17 protein-coding genes are annotated in these 14,872 nt (G+C 59.5%); 15 read left to right on the forward strand and 2 right to left on the reverse strand.

The genetic code is table 11. From position 1 onward, the window contains the following. Window positions 1–69: 69 nt before the first annotated feature. From ACFC5L_RS05720 to ACFC5L_RS05735, 4 genes are all read left to right on the forward strand, one after another. Window positions 70–324, forward strand: a complete 255-nt coding sequence (locus ACFC5L_RS05720) for a hypothetical protein (protein ID WP_375201235.1) — start codon at window positions 70–72, stop codon at window positions 322–324. A gap of 130 nt (window positions 325–454) precedes the next feature. Further along, window positions 455–1,297 (forward strand): SDR family NAD(P)-dependent oxidoreductase, encoded by an 843-nt coding sequence (locus ACFC5L_RS05725; RefSeq protein WP_375201234.1) that lies wholly within the window; start codon window positions 455–457, stop codon window positions 1,295–1,297. A 42-nt stretch (window positions 1,298–1,339) separates the two neighbouring features. Next, a complete protein-coding gene (locus ACFC5L_RS05730; protein ID WP_375201233.1) occupies window positions 1,340–2,179 on the forward strand; it encodes a beta-etherase in 840 nt (279 codons plus the stop codon). Between the two features lie 11 nt (window positions 2,180–2,190). Next, window positions 2,191–3,075, forward strand: a complete 885-nt coding sequence (locus ACFC5L_RS05735; RefSeq protein ID WP_375201232.1) for an SDR family NAD(P)-dependent oxidoreductase — start codon at window positions 2,191–2,193, stop codon at window positions 3,073–3,075. Here ACFC5L_RS05735 and ACFC5L_RS05740 read toward each other — a convergent pair whose 3' ends face one another. Together ACFC5L_RS05740 and ACFC5L_RS05745 are read right to left on the reverse strand one after the other, a co-directional pair. After that, window positions 3,076–3,717, reverse strand: coding sequence for a histidine phosphatase family protein (locus tag ACFC5L_RS05740; protein WP_375201231.1), 642 nt, complete (start codon window positions 3,715–3,717; stop codon window positions 3,076–3,078). A 33-nt stretch (window positions 3,718–3,750) separates the two neighbouring features. Next, entirely contained in the window at window positions 3,751–4,542 is a 792-nt protein-coding gene (locus ACFC5L_RS05745; protein WP_375202344.1) for an inositol monophosphatase family protein, read from the reverse strand. Window positions 4,543–4,690: 148 nt separating this feature from the next. Between ACFC5L_RS05745 and ACFC5L_RS05750 the strand changes: the two genes are divergently transcribed. From ACFC5L_RS05750 to ACFC5L_RS05800, 11 genes are all read left to right on the forward strand, one after another. After that, window positions 4,691–6,202, forward strand: a complete 1,512-nt coding sequence (locus tag ACFC5L_RS05750) for a lipopolysaccharide biosynthesis protein (protein ID WP_375201230.1) — start codon at window positions 4,691–4,693, stop codon at window positions 6,200–6,202. Between the two features lie 106 nt (window positions 6,203–6,308). After that, window positions 6,309–8,018, forward strand: a complete 1,710-nt coding sequence (locus ACFC5L_RS05755) for a class I adenylate-forming enzyme family protein (RefSeq protein ID WP_375201229.1) — start codon at window positions 6,309–6,311, stop codon at window positions 8,016–8,018. 16 nt (window positions 8,019–8,034) lie between these two features. After that, window positions 8,035–9,237, forward strand: coding sequence for an acyl-CoA dehydrogenase family protein (locus tag ACFC5L_RS05760; RefSeq protein ID WP_375201228.1), 1,203 nt, complete (start codon window positions 8,035–8,037; stop codon window positions 9,235–9,237). A gap of 25 nt (window positions 9,238–9,262) precedes the next feature. Continuing rightward, entirely contained in the window at window positions 9,263–10,402 is a 1,140-nt protein-coding gene (locus tag ACFC5L_RS05765; protein WP_375201227.1) for an acyl-CoA dehydrogenase family protein, read from the forward strand. A 34-nt stretch (window positions 10,403–10,436) separates the two neighbouring features. Next, window positions 10,437–10,892, forward strand: a complete 456-nt coding sequence (locus ACFC5L_RS05770; protein ID WP_375201226.1) for a MaoC family dehydratase — start codon at window positions 10,437–10,439, stop codon at window positions 10,890–10,892. A 133-nt stretch (window positions 10,893–11,025) separates the two neighbouring features. Then, window positions 11,026–11,412 carry a hypothetical protein gene (locus ACFC5L_RS05775; RefSeq protein WP_375201225.1) on the forward strand — a complete coding sequence of 129 codons (387 nt, stop codon included), beginning with the start codon at window positions 11,026–11,028 and terminating at the stop codon, window positions 11,410–11,412. Between the two features lie 43 nt (window positions 11,413–11,455). Beyond that, entirely contained in the window at window positions 11,456–12,373 is a 918-nt protein-coding gene (locus ACFC5L_RS05780; RefSeq protein ID WP_375201224.1) for an SDR family NAD(P)-dependent oxidoreductase, read from the forward strand. An 18-nt stretch (window positions 12,374–12,391) separates the two neighbouring features. Continuing rightward, on the forward strand, window positions 12,392–12,595 hold the full coding sequence (locus ACFC5L_RS05785; RefSeq protein WP_375201223.1) for a hypothetical protein: 204 nt from the start codon (window positions 12,392–12,394) through the stop codon (window positions 12,593–12,595). A gap of 34 nt (window positions 12,596–12,629) precedes the next feature. Next, a complete protein-coding gene (locus ACFC5L_RS05790) occupies window positions 12,630–13,826 on the forward strand; it encodes an acetyl-CoA C-acyltransferase (RefSeq protein ID WP_375201222.1) in 1,197 nt (398 codons plus the stop codon). Beyond that, a complete protein-coding gene (locus ACFC5L_RS05795) occupies window positions 13,827–14,192 on the forward strand; it encodes an MGMT family protein (RefSeq protein ID WP_375201221.1) in 366 nt (121 codons plus the stop codon). Next, the gene (locus ACFC5L_RS05800; protein ID WP_375201220.1) at window positions 14,189–14,860 is read left to right on the forward strand and encodes a DJ-1/PfpI family protein; all 672 of its coding nucleotides are present in this window, start codon (window positions 14,189–14,191) and stop codon (window positions 14,858–14,860) included. The genes ACFC5L_RS05795 and ACFC5L_RS05800 overlap by 4 nt, the downstream gene beginning before the upstream one ends. Window positions 14,861–14,872: the final 12 nt, after the last annotated feature.

Raw genomic sequence — 14,872 nt, forward strand, 5'->3', positions numbered from 1 at the left:
GGATTTCCCCCCCGCGCCCTTTTTTATTGAGGCCCGCCTTGATACGATCCTGCCGTCAAGCGGGAAGGAATGAAGTTCATGGGTATGGTGAAATTGGCGATGGCCGGGCTGGCGCTGACGGCGCTCGGCGCTTGCGCGACCCCGCCGCCGGTCAGCGACCAGTCGATTTCGATCCCATACGATCCTTATGATTTCGATCCTGACGACCTGCAGGCGGAGGCGGATGCTCATTGCCGCGCCTATAATCTGAGAGCCGTCTTCGACGGTGAGACCGCCAATCCCCATGAAGTGCGCTGGCGCTATCGCCATTTCCGCTGCGTCTGACGATTTTCTGCATTCAGGTTCACAATTTTTTGCGGCGCCGTTCGGCGGCCGCGGATCAAGCTGACTTCCTATCTAGGCATGTCGCTCGCGCCCGTCTGCGCTAATCAGGCGTCGCAAGACGAGGAGCGGCATGGCGGTTACAAATTTTGAAGGGCGCACGGCGTTTATCACAGGCGGCGCAAGCGGCATCGGCCTTGGCATCGCAAAATCGCTCGAGGCGCGCGGCGCAAGAATTGTGATCGCCGATCTGCGGCCGGATCATATTGAAACAGCGCTGAAACAATTCCCTGGCGGCGCGCAGTCAAACAGTGTCAGCGCGATCGAAGTTGATGTGACGAACCGTGAGGCCTACGCAGAGGCGGCGGAGAAAATGCAGGCTGACTTCGGCGGCGTTGATATTCTCATCAATAATGCCGGCGTCGGCGTCGAGGGGCCCGTTCTTGAGGCGCGCTACGCCGACTGGGATTTCGGGCTCGGCGTTAATCTCGGCGGCGTCGTCAACGGGCTGCAGTGTTTCCTGCCGCAGATGATCGCCCATGGCCGCGGCGGCCATGTGGTCAACACCTCTTCTCTGGCCGCCGCCGTCATGATGCCGGAGCAGTTCGTCATTTATTCCGCGGGCAAGGCGGCGGTGCTCAACATGTCGGAGAACATGCGCGAAGTGCTGGCCTCCAAGGGAATCGGCATGAGCGTTCTCCTGCCTGCCTTCACCAAATCCAATATTCATGAAGCCGCGCAAAACCGCCCGGCGCATTTGCGCGAGGACAGCGGCTTTAAAGCGTCGGAAAAAGCCTTATCGGAACGCGAGATTGGCGATGAATGGATGGAGCCCGAAGATGTGGGTGAAATGGTCGCCAACGGCATCCTCAACAACGATCTTTATATTATCACCCACGGGCAGTTCAAAAACCGTATGCGCGAACGCGCCGAGGAGATGCTTGCCGCAACGCCGGATTCCGATTTTCAATTTTGATGCGCGGTAAAAGATCAGCACGCGCAGAAAAGGGAGGCTTCAATGGCTAAAGACAACAAGATCACGATTTACGATCTCGCGCTTTCCACCGGGACGACGATCAGTCCGTTCGTCTGGGCGACGAAATATGCGCTCGCCCATAAAGGATTCGAGATGGACATCGTGCCCGGCGGTTTCACCGGCATCATGGAGCGCACGGGCGGCAAGACCGAGCGCCTTCCGGCGATTGTCGATGACGGCAAATGGGTCCTCGACAGCTGGGGCATCGTTGAATATCTCGACGAGACTTATCCGGACCGCCCGGCGCTGATCCCGCATCCGGGTATTGCGACGCTGACGCGCGCTCTCGACACCTGGTTCTGGGGCGCCGCCGTAGGGCCATGGATGCGCTGTTACTGCAAGGATTATCGCGACCTGTCCGTACCGGAAGATCATGACTATGTGACGTCTACGCGGGAAACCATGCTCGGATCAACGCTGGAAGACATGCAGGCCGGCCGTGAAGACCGCTTGCCGGGAATCTCGCTGGCGCTCGAACCTCTGCGCAAGGCGCTCTACGAATCGAAATGGCTCGGCGGCGATGAGCCGAATTACGCGGACTATCGCATTCTTGGCGGTTTTCTCTTTACCGCCTCTGTCGCGAAGATCCCGGCGCTTGCAGATGACGATCCGTTACGCGACTGGGTCGATCGCTGTTTCGATCTTTATGACGGCCTTGGCCGCCATCCGGGTCTCTTCCCGCTCTTTGGGCTTGAAACACGCGAGGGCGATCCCGATCCATGGATGAAAGGCGGTCCTTGGGGTGGGCAGGCGAAGCGCAACACCGGTCCTGAATCGACGCGCGCTGAAACCGAAGCCATCACTAAATCGAAAGCAAGCTGAGGCGAAAGGCCATGCGCAATTTCGCAGGCAAGGTCGCCTTCATCACTGGCGGCGCCAGCGGTATCGGGCTGGGCATGGCGCGCAACTTCCTGCGCGAGGGGATGAAAGTCGTCATCGCTGACTGGAGCGACGACCATATCGCGGCCGTGAAAAAAGAATTCAAAGGGTCGAACGCCGTCCACTTCATCAAGCTTGATGTGTCGGATCGCGATCAGATGCGCGCCGCGGCGGAGGAAACGCTGCGCGTCTTTGGAAAGGTGCATGTGCTTTGCAACAACGCCGGCGTTGGCGGCGGCGGGGCGGCGGATGATCCTGATTTTGATGACTGGGATCGCGCCCTGTCGGTCAATCTCGGCGGCGTCGTGAATGGCGTCAAAATTTTCGCGCCGATCATCAAGGCGCAGGGCGAGGGCGGCCATATCGTCAACACGTCGTCCATGGCCGGCATTGTTCCGCTTCCGGGGTTGGCGGCGTATTCGACCGCAAAATATGCGGTGCGCGGCTATACCGAATCATTGCGCCTGGCTCTTGCGCCAGAGGGCGTTGGCGTTTCCTGCCTTTATCCGGGCGCCACCAGAACGGCGCTCGTGCCGGTGCCGGAAGACGATGCTGACGCGCCTGAAGGCGAGGCGGGGGACTTCTTGCGCAACCTCTGGGAAGCGATGCGTCAGGCGATGACGCCGGACCAAATGGGCGCAGCGGTGGTCGAGGGCATTCGCGAAAATCGCATGCATATCCTGACGCATAGCGAATTTCTGGAGGAGGTCGTGCAACGAAATCGCGACCTTGAGGCCGCCTTCATGGATATGGGCGATGTTCCGGAGGCGCGGGTGCATTTCGAAAAAACGCGGCGTGCAATGGTTGATGAGTTGCTGAAGCGGCCCGTGGAAGATTGATCAGGCGAGGTCCGGCGGCGTCACTCCGTTAAAGAGGGAAACCGGACGCGAGCCCGCTTCGTAGCGTTCGGCGCGCCAACCGGCCGGCTCTGTACGCAGACGAAAGAAAGCATCATTGGGCGTTTCCAAATGCAAAGCATCGTCCGGCGACAGGTCAAGCAGATGTGCAATCATGGCGCGGGTAATGAAGCCATGGCTGACAATGGCGATCCGGTCCGCCTGCGTTTTTGAGAGGTCTTCCAAAAACGCCGCGCCGCGTTCTTTTAAATCGGCAAAGTTTTCCGCATTTGGCGGGCGATAGCCCCACATGTCTTTCCGCCACGCGGCCCATTCATCGGGCCAGCGCGTGACAATGTCAGCGTAGAGGCAGCCGGACCAGTCGCCGGCGCTCCATTCTTTCAGCCGGTCATCATATGTCGCCGGTAGCCCGCTTGTTTTGCAAAGAGCTTGCGCAGACTCTGATGCACGGCGAAGCGGCGACGCGTAGATGGCCTCGACGCCGAGCGCGGCGACGGCCGCCGCCGTTTGTTTCGCCTGGGCCCGGCCCAGTTCCGTCAGGTCCGATTCCCATTGCCCCTGCATCCGCCGTTCGGCGTTCCATTCTGTCTGGCCGTGGCGAATGAAATAGACTGTTCTGGTCATGGTTTTCCGGCGCCCTTGAAAGGCGCCATGGCGCTATTCGCTGTTAATGAGCGCTTTGGCCTTTTCGTAGATTTCCGCATTGGCCGCGAGGATCGATCCGCCGGTGATGAAGTTCCTGCCGCCGTCGAGCTCGGTCACATGGCCGCCGGCCTCGCGCACCAGAACCGCGCCCGCCGCAACATCCCAGCTATTGAGATCGCGCTCCCAGAAGGCGTCGAACCGTCCTGCGGCGACAAAGGCAAGGTCAAGCGCAGCGGCGCCGAAACGGCGCACGCCGGCGGTCTTCTCCAGCACCCGTTCCGCCTCAGTGAGCGCCTCTTTTCGACCCGGCTTGCCGGCGAAAGGAAGGCCGCAGGCGAACAAACATGCGCTCAAGTCGTCTCGTCCCGACACGCGCAAACGCCGGTCGTTCAGATAGGCGCCTTCGCCTTTTTCCGCCCAGAAGAGTTCATCCGTGGCGGGGTTGAAAACGACCCCGGCGTAAGGCTGGCGGTCACGCTCCAGCGCGATGGAAATGGCGAATTGCGGCAGGCCGTGGAGAAAGTTCGTCGTGCCGTCGAGCGGATCGACGATCCAGCGGTTGGAATTGTCCGTCCCTTCGATCTCTCCGCGTTCTTCCATGATGAAGCCGTATTTGGGGCGCGCGCGGGAAAGCTCTTCGAAGATGTCCTGCTCCGCCTTGTGATCGGCGCGGGAGACAAAATCGGCGGCGCCCTTGCGCGAGACCTGCAGGGCCTGGCTCTCGCCGAAATCGCGAATAAGGCCTCTGGCCGCTTTGCGGGCGGCGTTGATCATCACGGTCATCAAGGCGGAAGCGTGGGGCATGAGCCGTCCCGGCGGTTTGGGGTGGGTGACAGGCGGCGCACCATAGCGATGGCGGCGCATGGCGCAAGCGCCGTCTGGCGGCGATAAGGCCTCAGGTCGCCAGCGCCGCCAAACCGGGCTAAGTCCCGAAGATGTCAATGAGCATCTCATGTCAGAACCGTTAACGCCTTCGCCGGAAACCGCCTCGCTGACCGCGCGCATTGCGCGCGGGGCGGCGTGGATTTTCGGGGCGGGGGTCGCTGCGCGGCTTCTGGGCGCGATCAACACGATCATCGTGGCGCGGCTCCTCGCGCCGGAGGATATCGGCATCGTCGCGACGGCGACCGTCGCCATGCAGCTCTTGCAGGGGATATCCGATATTGGCGTCAGCCAGGCGGTCGTGAAGTTCCGTGACGCCGACCGGCACGATCTCAACACGCTCTTTACGCTGTCGGTCATCCGCGGGCTTTTCATCGGCGCGCTTCTTTTTGCGGCGGCGCCGCTTGCCGCATCTTTCTTCGGCGATCCGCGCCTGTTCTGGGCGTTTGTCGGCGTCGCCTTGTTTCCCGTGCTCACGGGCTTTCTCAATCCGCGCTTTTACGAGTTTGAGCGCGATCTGAAATTTTCGCGGGAATTTATCGTGACGCTCCTGAACCGGCTGGCCGGCGTCGCCGTTTCCCTCACCATTGCGATCATCTTCCGCACGTACTGGGCGATCATCGGCGGCATGCTGGCGAGCGCTGTCGTGCAGTTGTCTCTTTCTTACATCCTGCGCCCCCATGCGCCGTGTCTCACCTTTAGCTCCTTGCGCAAGGTGTTTGGTTTTTCCGGGTGGCTTGCCGGCGTCAGCTTTATGGCGGCGCTGAACAATAAGCTCGATGTGCCGATCCTTGCCCGGCTTGCCGGAACAGGCGGGGCCGGCGTTTATTTTCTGGGTTTTCAACTGTCGGAAATGGTGGCGGGCCAGATCGCCGCGCCGTTGACGCGCGCGATCTATCCGGGTTTGTCGGAGTTGCAGGATGAACCGGGGCGTATGCGGGCAGGCTTTCTCAAGGGCGTTGAAGCGCTGGGCGCTTTCGCCATGCCGGCGGCGTTTGGCCTTGCCTTCGTTGCGCCCGATCTCACCCATGTCGTTCTCGGCGACAAATGGCGGGCGGCGATCCCAGTGATTGCGTTGCTGGCGCCGGTGATTGGCTTACAGTCGCTCTTTTACGCCACACAGGCTTACGCAGTGGCGCTTGGGCTCACGCGGCTTGTTTTCTTCCGTGAGCTGATCTTTTTCATTGTTCGCATGCCGGTTTTCGTATGGGCGGCGCTGGCCTACGGCCTTCAGGGCGCGATTTTCGCCGCCGCCGCCGCCGGGCTTTTCCATGTGGCGCTCAACCTGGCTCTTTACGCCCGGGCGAGCGGGGGGCCTGTTTGGGAGCCGATTCTCGCCGCGCGCCGACCGCTCGGCGCTGTTCTCGCCATGGCCATCTGGTTCCTCTTGATGCGGCCGCATATCACCGCCCTCGCAGACATGGCGCCGCCCTTGCGGCTCGGCGCCGATATCGTGACCGGCGGGCTTGTTTACACCGGCGCGCTTTTCTCTCTTTGGCGGCTTGAGGGTGCGCCGGACGCCATTGAGCGCCGCATCCTTTCTGCGGCCTCAACGGCTTTCCGAAAATTTTCTCCCAACTGAGCTCCGCAGCGGATTTCTGGCCGATTAGCTGCACCCGGCTGTTCCGCGCCCTCCCGCCTTCGGCTAGGAATGAAGAAGGGACAACAGGGTAAGGACGTAATCGACCATGGCCGACACGGCGCCGCTCGATCCGGCGAAAACCGCCGCCGCCGCATTCAAGCTGCTAGCAGAAAATCCCCTATTTAAAGTGGGGGAAGCGGAAATCCGCGGTAATGTCTACCGGGTTTTTCAGAATGCCCCGCCAAGTCTCGCCGGGCTTTTTGCCCATGCCGCGGCCACTCATGGCGAGAAAGAATTTCTGATTTTTGAAGATGAGCGCATCTCCTTCGCGGAGATGTGGCGGCGGGCCTGCCGTTTCGCCCACGCGCTGAAGGATGAGCTTGGCGTCAAGCAGGGGGATAAAGTCGCCCTCGCCATGCGCAATTTCCCCGAATGGTGCGTCAGCTATATGGCGGTGATTTCCCTGGGGGCCGTCGTGGTGCCGCTCAACGCCTGGTGGAAGGATGAGGAACTCCATTACGGCCTCAAGGATTGCGGCGCGAAGACAGTCATCGCCGACGCCAGGCGTCTCGCCTATATCAAGACCTTTAAAGACGAGCTTGGTCTGACGCTGGTGCTGGCGCGAGAACAAGCCGAAGGCGCCGATCACCATTATGAAGACCTGCTCGCGCGGTCGAAAAATGACGCCGCGCCTGCGGTCGATATTCACCCGGATGATGACTTTTGCATCGTCTACACCTCAGGCTCCACCGGCCATCCGAAAGGGGTCGTCCTCACTCATCGGGGCGCAATTTCGGCGCTTTTTTCCTGGACGTTCATTGCATCGATCCTGAAAGAGCTTCGCGGCGGCGTCAGTCCTTTCGGCGATGATCCGGGCATTCTTCTCGGCATACCGCTTTTCCACGTCACCGGATCGCATTCGATCTTCCTGCTTTCCTATATGGTCGGGCGCCGCGTTGTCATGATGTATCGCTGGGATCCGAAAGAGGCGGCGGCGATCATCAATCGTGAGAAGCTGACCAATTTCGTCGGCGTGCCGAGCCAGTCTTTCGAACTGATGCAGGCGGTGGGACCAGAAGGATTGCCAACCCTGATCGATATCGGTTCAGGCGGCGCCAAGCGGCCTGCCGACCATGTGAAAAAGCTTGCAGAGAAATTTAAGAACAGCAAGCCCTCTTCCGGCTACGGACTATCGGAAACCAACGCCCTTGGGTGTGTCATCTCCCAGGGCGATTATCAGTTGCGGCCAGATTCCACCGGCCGTCCCGTGCCACCGGTCACTGACATCAAGATCATGAAAGACGGCGAGGAGCAGCCCGTCGGCGGTGTCGGCGAAGTCTGGATCAGAAGCCCCGCGAATTTTCGGGGCTATCACAACCTGCCGGAGGAGACGGCGAAGGCGATTACGCCCGATGGCTGGTTCCGCACCGGCGACCTCGGCAAGATGGACGCGGAAAACTACCTCTATATTGTCGACCGTCTGAAAGACCTGATCATTCGGGGCGGTGAAAACATCTCGTGTCTTGAGGTGGAAAACCGCGTTTACGAACATGGCGATGTCGCCGAGGCGGTGGTCTTTTCCGTGCCGGACAATGTGCTGGGCGAGCGCGTGGGGCTCGTCGTCTATCCGAAGGAAGGCATGACCATCGACGTCGAGGAACTGCGCAACTTTCTTGCGGAGGAGCTTGCCGCCTTTAAAGTGCCGGAACGCATCTGGATTTCACCGGCCAAGCTGCCGCGGCTGGGCACGGCGAAATTCGACAAGATCACCGTCAGAAAGATCGCGCTTCAGCATCCGCCGGCGCTGTCTGTTTAAGCTTAAGGAGCTGACCATGAGCGACCTTGAAACTTTTCGCGCTGAGGCGCGAAGCTGGCTTGAGGAAAACTGCCCCGAAGAAATGCGCGACGGCGCTGGGGGCGAGGAAAATATCTGCTGGGGCGGCAAGCAATGGACTTTCCAGTGCGACGCGCAAAAGACCTGGCTCGACCGCATGGCCGAAAAGGGGTGGACCGTGCCAGCCTGGCCCAAGGAATATGGCGGCGGCGGCCTTTCCAAGGAAGAGGTCAAGATCCTCAAAGAGGAGATGCGCAAGCTGAAATGCCGCTCGCCTCTGGAAAGCTTCGGCATCTGGATGCTCGGGCCCGCGCTCCTGAAATACGGCACTCATGAACAAAAGCTGCATTTCCTGCCGCCCATCGCGCGCGGAGAAGTCCGCTGGTGTCAGGGTTACTCGGAACCCAATGCAGGCTCCGACCTCGCGTCCTTGCAATGCAAATGCGAGGACAAGGGCGATCACTGGCTCATCAACGGGCAGAAAGTGTGGACGTCTTACGCCGATCAGTCCGACTGGATTTTCGTGTTGGTGCGCACCGACCCCAAAGCGACGAAGCACACGGGCATCAGCTTTATTCTGGTCGACATGGACCAGAAGGGCGTCTCAACGAAGCCGATCAAACTGATTTCCGGCAAGTCGCCTTTCTGCGAAACCTTTTTCGATGATGCAACGGCGCCGAAAGAACACGCGCCGGGCGTCTCCGCCATTGTTGGCGAAATCAACAAGGGTTGGGACGTCGCGAAATATCTTCTCACCCATGAGCGGGAGATGATTTCCGCCGGCGGCGGCGGCCTTCTCGGCGGGCGCGGCATGGGCGAGGTTGCGGCGAATGAAATTGGTCTTGAGAACGGAAAGCTTTCCGATCCGCTTCTGCGTGCGAAAATCGCGCAAGCTGAAATCGACGGCTGGGCGTTCCTGTTGACGCTGGAACGGATGAAAGACGAAGCCAAGGCAGGTCAGGGCGTTGGCGCTAATTCGTCCATGCTCAAATATTACGGCACTGAGTTCAACAAGCGCCGGTTCGAAATCCTCATGGATGTCGGCGGCTCTGATGAGCTTGAATGGGAAGGCGAGCGCACCAAAGATGGCAAGCTCGCCCGCGGCTGGCTCAGGACCAAGGCCAATTCTATTGAAGGCGGCACATCGGAAGTGCAGCTCAATGTCATCGCCAAGCGCATCCTCGAACTGCCCGGCGCTTAAGAAATATCGCGTAAAAGGAAGTCTCATGCCCCTCATCCTTAATGAAGAACAGGAAATGCTGCGCGAGTCGGCGCGCGGATTTCTGGATGAAAAAGCGCCGGTCTCTGCGCTCCGTAAACTTCGTGATACGAGTGATGAAACAGGTTTCGACCGCGGTCTCTGGAAAGAGATGGCGGAAATGGGCTGGGCCGGCATTCTCGTGGATGAAGAACATGGCGGCGCTGATTTCGGATTTGTGGGCGCGGGCGTTCTTGCTGAAGAAATGGGCCGAACGCTGACCGCCTCGCCGTTTTTGTCGACATCCATTCTTGCCGCGACAGCGCTCAAGAAACTCGGCTCTGACGCGCAGAAACAATCCAACCTGCCGAACATTGCGGCGGGTGAAACGCTTTATGCGCTCGCCGTTGATGAGCACCGCAAACATGGCCCTGCGAAAACCGCCATGAAAGCGGAAAAACATGGCAATGGTTTCAAACTGTCGGGCGACAAAACTTTTGTCGCTGATGGGCATGTGGCTGACAAGATTATCGTTGCGGCTCGCTCCGCCGGCGCAGCCGGAGAGCAGGATGGCCTGACCCTTTTTCTCGTCGACGCCAAAAGCAAAGGCATTGAGATCGAGCGGACGCAAATGGTCGACAGCCGCAACGCCGCGCGAATCAGATTCGACGGTGTGGAGGCGACGGGCGACGAAGTGCTCGGCGAGGTTGATGGCGGCTATATGGCGCTTGAGGGCGTGTTGAACGCCGGGCGGGCGGGTCTCGCCGCCGAGATGTCCGGCTCGGCGCAACAGGCCTTCGAAATGACGGTGGATTATTTGAAGGAACGCAAGCAGTTCGGAACCGAGATCGGAAGGTTCCAGGCGCTGCAACATCGCGCCGCCCATCTTTATTCCGAAATCGAGCTGGCGAAATCGGCGGTGCTTAAAGCATTGCAGGATCTTGACGCTCATTACGGCATGGCCGGGCCTATCTGCTCGCTGGCGAAAGCGAAAGCGGGCGAGGTCGCCAAGCTCGCCAGCCAGGAAGCGGTGCAGATGCATGGCGGCATCGGCATGACCGACGAGTTCGATATCGGCTTTTATATGAAACGCATTCGCGTGGCCCAGGAAATGTTCGGCGACGCCGCTTTTCACGCCGATCGCCTCGCACAGATGCGCGGATACTGATACAAGCCCGGCGCGGCCATTTAGAGAGAAAACCATGCCATTTACGACGCCCGACAAAATCGCCGACTTTGTCGGCCAGGAAACCGGCGTTTCCGACTGGGTTACGCTCGATCAGGAGCGGATCAACCAGTTCGCCGACGTGACCGAAGATCACCAGTTCATTCACATCGATCCGGAAGCGGCGAAAAAGACACCCTTCGGAACCACCATCGCCCATGGCTTTTTGACGCTGTCTATGCTGTCGAAGCTCGCCAGCGGCAGCGTTGTTGTCCTTGAAGGCGTCAAGATGGGCGTCAATTACGGCTTTGAGAAAGTGCGCTTCGTCAATCCGGTGAAGTCGGGCCAGAAGATCCGCGGGCGTTTCACCCTGATGTCGGCGGACACCAAAATGCCGGGTCAGTGGACGCTGAAATACGCCGTGAAAGTCGAGATTGAGGGTGAGACAAAACCCGCCCTGGTCGCCGAGTGGTTGACCATGCAGTTTGTTTAGGGTGTTGGAGGTTTAATTGACTCTTCCGCCGGGGCATCGCCGGTTTTCCTGTAGTGTCATTATCGCTGCGTGTTTGGCGGTCATTTTTCCCTGCACGGCTGTTGCTAAGAAAGATGAAAAGCCCACAGTCCAGATGAAATTTGACGTGACGCCTCGGGAAAACCTGAAGATTGAATGCTCGCAATTGGTCGCTGAGCAAACAGATCTCGATAAAGCGCTGGAAACCTGCACCGCAGCCATCGGGGAAGCGCCTGAAGACGGCGATCTCTATTATTATCGCAGCTATGCGCACTATTACCGCGATGAGCTGGGGGCGGCGGAAGCGGATGCAACCCGCGCCATTGAGCTGAACAGTTCGCGCCTGGCCAGGGCCTACTATCTTCGAGGCACGATCAAGGAGCGCCAAAGTGAGTTGCGCGCTGCAAGCGTCGACTTCAAGATGGCGTTGGAGCTGTCGCCTGATTGGGCCGCGGCGCGCCGCAAGGTCGACTCTTACGCCTGGGCGTATGAATCTGAATAAATTCGATGTGCCTTTCGACAAAGATTATGAACCGGAGTAAAAAATGACGATCAGATTTGATGGCAAAGTCGCCATTGTTACGGGCGCCGGCAATGGTCTCGGGCGCTCACACGCGCTGGCGCTCGCCGAGCGCGGCGCCAAAGTCGTCGTCAACGACCTTGGCGGCGCGCGCGACGGCACAGGCGGGTCGATTTCCGCCGCCGAAGAAGTGGTCAATCACATCAACGCCTCAGGCGGCGAGGCGATCGCCGATGGCGCCAATGTGACGAAGGCGGATGAAGTCACCGCCATGGTGAAGGCTGCCATGGACAAGTGGGGCCGCATCGACATTCTGGTGAACAACGCCGGTATCTTGCGCGACAAGTCATTTCATAAAATGACGCTGGATGATTTCCGCGCCGTGATCGACGTTCATCTCATCGGCTCGGCGATTTGCACCCACACGGTCTGGCCCATCATGCGCGAACAGACTTACGGCCGCGTGATCCTCACCTCGTCGCCCTCGGGCCTGCACGGTATTTTCGGTCAGGTGAATTACGGCGCGGCAAAGGCGGGAATGATCGGCATGATGAACGCGCTCCACCTCGAAGGCGCCAAATACAACATCAAGGCGAATGTGCTTTCTCCGTCGGCGAAGACGCGCATGACCGAAGACCTCGGCATCCCCGAGGCGATCCTCGACCAGATGACGCCGGAAGCCATCACGGCTGCGATGCTTTACCTTGTCAGCGAAGATGCGCCCTCTCGCGCGATTGTGAGCTGTGCCGCAGGAGGCTATTCCCGCGCTTATGTCGTTGAGACCGACGGCGTTTATCTGCCGCCGGAAAAACAGACGCCCGAAGAGATCGCGGAAAAGTGGGATGAAATTTCCTCGACCGCGAACGTACATTACTACGACAACTCGTCAGGCCCGAATATGAATTTCATCGGTAAGGCGAAGGCATACGCTGAGAACAAATGACGCTAAAGGCGCCTGCCCATGTTTTTGATGGCGCGCATCGACAGAAATACCGGCGCTGAGAGAGAATGGTTTGTGGCCTTCACGCCGGAAGTGGAGCAGGTGCAGGTCACGAGAACGCGCAACAATGCGAGGCTCTTTAAGCGCGAAAGCGACGCGATGTCGGTCAGGGATATGGCGGCGGAGATAGCGCCGGAACATCAATGGAAAGTTGTCGCAGCATGAGTTTTGCAGCGACGCCGAAAGTCAGGAGATCACAATGAGAGAAGCCGTTATCGTTTCAACCGCCCGCACGCCGATCGGCAAGGCCTATCGCGGCGCTTACAACAATACGACATCGCCTGCGCTCGCTGCGCACGCGATCTCGAATGCGGTGGAGCGCGCCAGGGTCGATCCCGGTGAGGTTGAAGACGTGGTGATGGGAACCGCAATCCAGATGGGGACGGCGAGCCCCAATGTCGCGCGTCTGTCGCTCCTGCGCGCAGGGATGCCCCATTCGGTTCCCGGCCAGTCTCTCGACCGTCAATGCGCGTCCGGCATGATGGCGATTGCGACGGCTGCCAAACAGGTGATCTCCGACAACATGCAGGTCGCCATCGGCGCCGGCGTCGAATCGATCTCCATGAATCAGACGAAGAACATGTTCGTGCACCCCGACCCATGGCTGCTTCAAAATTTGCCATCCACCTATATGCAGATGATCGAGACAGCGGAGATTGTCGGCGACCGTTACAATATTTCTCGCGAGGCCCAGGACGAATACGCCCTTCAATCGCAGCAGCGCACCCACGCCGCGCAGCAGGCGGGCAAATTCGACGACGAAATCGCGCCGCTCGCGTCGGTGATGAAATTCGTCAACAAGGAAACCGGTGAAAGCTCTGATGTCGACGTCAAGCTCGACAAGGACGAAGGCAATCGTCCGGAAACAACGCTGGAAGGTCTTTCGGGGCTGAAGCCTGTTTTCAAAGGCGGGCAGGTTGTGAAGGAAGGCAAATACATCACCGCCGGCAACGCTTCGCAATTATCCGATGGCGCCTCCGCCGCCGTCGTGATGGAGGCAAAGGAAGCATCAAAGCGTGGGCTTTCCCCGCTCGGCATCTATCGCGGCATGGCGGTCGCCGGAACCAATCCCGACGAAATGGGCATCGGCCCGGTCTTCGCCGTGCCGAAGCTTCTCGAAAAATTCAATCTCAAGATGGACGACATTGGCCTCTGGGAACTGAACGAGGCTTTTGCGGTGCAGGTCATCTATTGCCGCGACAAGCTCGGCATTCCCGACGAGTTGCTCAACGTCAATGGCGGCGCGATTTCTGTCGGCCACCCTTACGGCATGTCCGGCGCACGTATGGTTGGCCACGCGCTGATCGAGGGCAAGCGCCGCGGCGCCAAATATGTCGTCTGCACCATGTGCGTCGGCGGCGGGATGGGCGCTGCGGGGCTGTTTGAGGTCGCGTAAGTGGCGACGGATTTCGACGCCATTCATGACCTTATTCGCGAAGTGCCGAAGGGCGAGGTTGCGAGCTACGGCATGATCGCCAGCCTTTTGCCCGGCGTCGGACCGCGGCAGGTGGCGCGCGCCATGCGCTCCGCGCCCGGTGACCTTGCCTGGTATCGGATCCTGACGTCGTCCGGCGCGCCGGCCGATCATTCCGGCGCAGCGGAGCAGCGAAGACGTTTAAAAAAAGAAAGGGTCGCCTTCAAAAAGAACGGCGCTGTCGACTGGTCTCAATGCCGCTGGCGTGGCCCCACGCAAAAGTGGCTGGACAATTCCGGCCGCGACATCGAAGAGGTGATGGAGATTATCGCCGGCTGGAAATCATGAACATCACATTCCTTCTCTTTCCGAACCTGACCCAGCTTGATTTCACGGGGCCTTTACAGGTGCTGTCACGCCTGCCGGGCGCGCGGGTTGCGCTGGCGGCGAAATCCCTTGCGCCGGTTCCGACAGATGCGGTGCTGACGCTCAATCCCACCCATTCTTTCGATGACTGTCCGCCAACCGATCTGCTTTGCATTCCCGGCGGCTTTGGCATCGACGACGCCATGCGGGATGAAGAGACGGTCGCGTTTGTAAAACGTGAGGGCGCCCGGGCGAATTATGTGACTTCCGTTTGTACCGGTGCTTTTATTCTTGGCGCTGCGGGGCTTCTTGCAGGAAAGAAGGCGACAACGCACTGGGCCTATCACGATGAATTGAAACGCGTCGGCGCCGAACCGGTGAAAGCCCGCGTCGTGCGCGATGGTAACGTCTTCACCGGCGGCGGCGTGACGGCGGGGATCGATTTCGCCTTTACGCTCGCAACAGAAATTGCAGGCGAGGAGGTCGCCAAAGCGATCCAGCTCGGGCTTGAATATGACCCTGCGCCGCCGTTTTATGCCGGATCACCTGATAAGGCTGAAACGCCGGTGTTTGAGGCCATGACGGAGCGTTACGCCCCGCGGGTTGAGGCTTTTCGGGTAGCCTTGGCAAAGGCGATGAAGCAATCGTAATTTCCGGTTAAC

The sequence above is a fragment of the Hyphococcus sp. genome (assembly GCF_041986965.1).
Classification (GTDB): domain Bacteria; phylum Pseudomonadota; class Alphaproteobacteria; order Caulobacterales; family Parvularculaceae; genus Hyphococcus.

What these genes read in the sequence shown, in the direction of transcription:
- ACFC5L_RS05720 (WP_375201235.1), top strand. Translation starts at nt 70, where the DNA reads ATGAAGTTCATGGGTATGGTGAAATTGGCGATGGCCGGGCTGGCGCTG.
- ACFC5L_RS05725 (WP_375201234.1), top strand. Translation starts at nt 455, where the DNA reads ATGGCGGTTACAAATTTTGAAGGGCGCACGGCGTTTATCACAGGCGGC.
- ACFC5L_RS05730 (WP_375201233.1), top strand. Translation starts at nt 1,340, where the DNA reads ATGGCTAAAGACAACAAGATCACGATTTACGATCTCGCGCTTTCCACC.
- ACFC5L_RS05735 (WP_375201232.1), top strand. Translation starts at nt 2,191, where the DNA reads ATGCGCAATTTCGCAGGCAAGGTCGCCTTCATCACTGGCGGCGCCAGC.
- ACFC5L_RS05740 (WP_375201231.1), bottom strand. Translation starts at nt 3,717, where the DNA reads ATGACCAGAACAGTCTATTTCATTCGCCACGGCCAGACAGAATGGAAC.
- ACFC5L_RS05745 (WP_375202344.1), bottom strand. Translation starts at nt 4,542, where the DNA reads ATGCCCCACGCTTCCGCCTTGATGACCGTGATGATCAACGCCGCCCGC.
- ACFC5L_RS05750 (WP_375201230.1), top strand. Translation starts at nt 4,691, where the DNA reads ATGTCAGAACCGTTAACGCCTTCGCCGGAAACCGCCTCGCTGACCGCG.
- ACFC5L_RS05755 (WP_375201229.1), top strand. Translation starts at nt 6,309, where the DNA reads ATGGCCGACACGGCGCCGCTCGATCCGGCGAAAACCGCCGCCGCCGCA.
- ACFC5L_RS05760 (WP_375201228.1), top strand. Translation starts at nt 8,035, where the DNA reads ATGAGCGACCTTGAAACTTTTCGCGCTGAGGCGCGAAGCTGGCTTGAG.
- ACFC5L_RS05765 (WP_375201227.1), top strand. Translation starts at nt 9,263, where the DNA reads ATGCCCCTCATCCTTAATGAAGAACAGGAAATGCTGCGCGAGTCGGCG.
- ACFC5L_RS05770 (WP_375201226.1), top strand. Translation starts at nt 10,437, where the DNA reads ATGCCATTTACGACGCCCGACAAAATCGCCGACTTTGTCGGCCAGGAA.
- ACFC5L_RS05775 (WP_375201225.1), top strand. Translation starts at nt 11,026, where the DNA reads ATGAAATTTGACGTGACGCCTCGGGAAAACCTGAAGATTGAATGCTCG.
- ACFC5L_RS05780 (WP_375201224.1), top strand. Translation starts at nt 11,456, where the DNA reads ATGACGATCAGATTTGATGGCAAAGTCGCCATTGTTACGGGCGCCGGC.
- ACFC5L_RS05785 (WP_375201223.1), top strand. Translation starts at nt 12,392, where the DNA reads ATGTTTTTGATGGCGCGCATCGACAGAAATACCGGCGCTGAGAGAGAA.
- ACFC5L_RS05790 (WP_375201222.1), top strand. Translation starts at nt 12,630, where the DNA reads ATGAGAGAAGCCGTTATCGTTTCAACCGCCCGCACGCCGATCGGCAAG.
- ACFC5L_RS05800 (WP_375201220.1), top strand. Translation starts at nt 14,189, where the DNA reads ATGAACATCACATTCCTTCTCTTTCCGAACCTGACCCAGCTTGATTTC.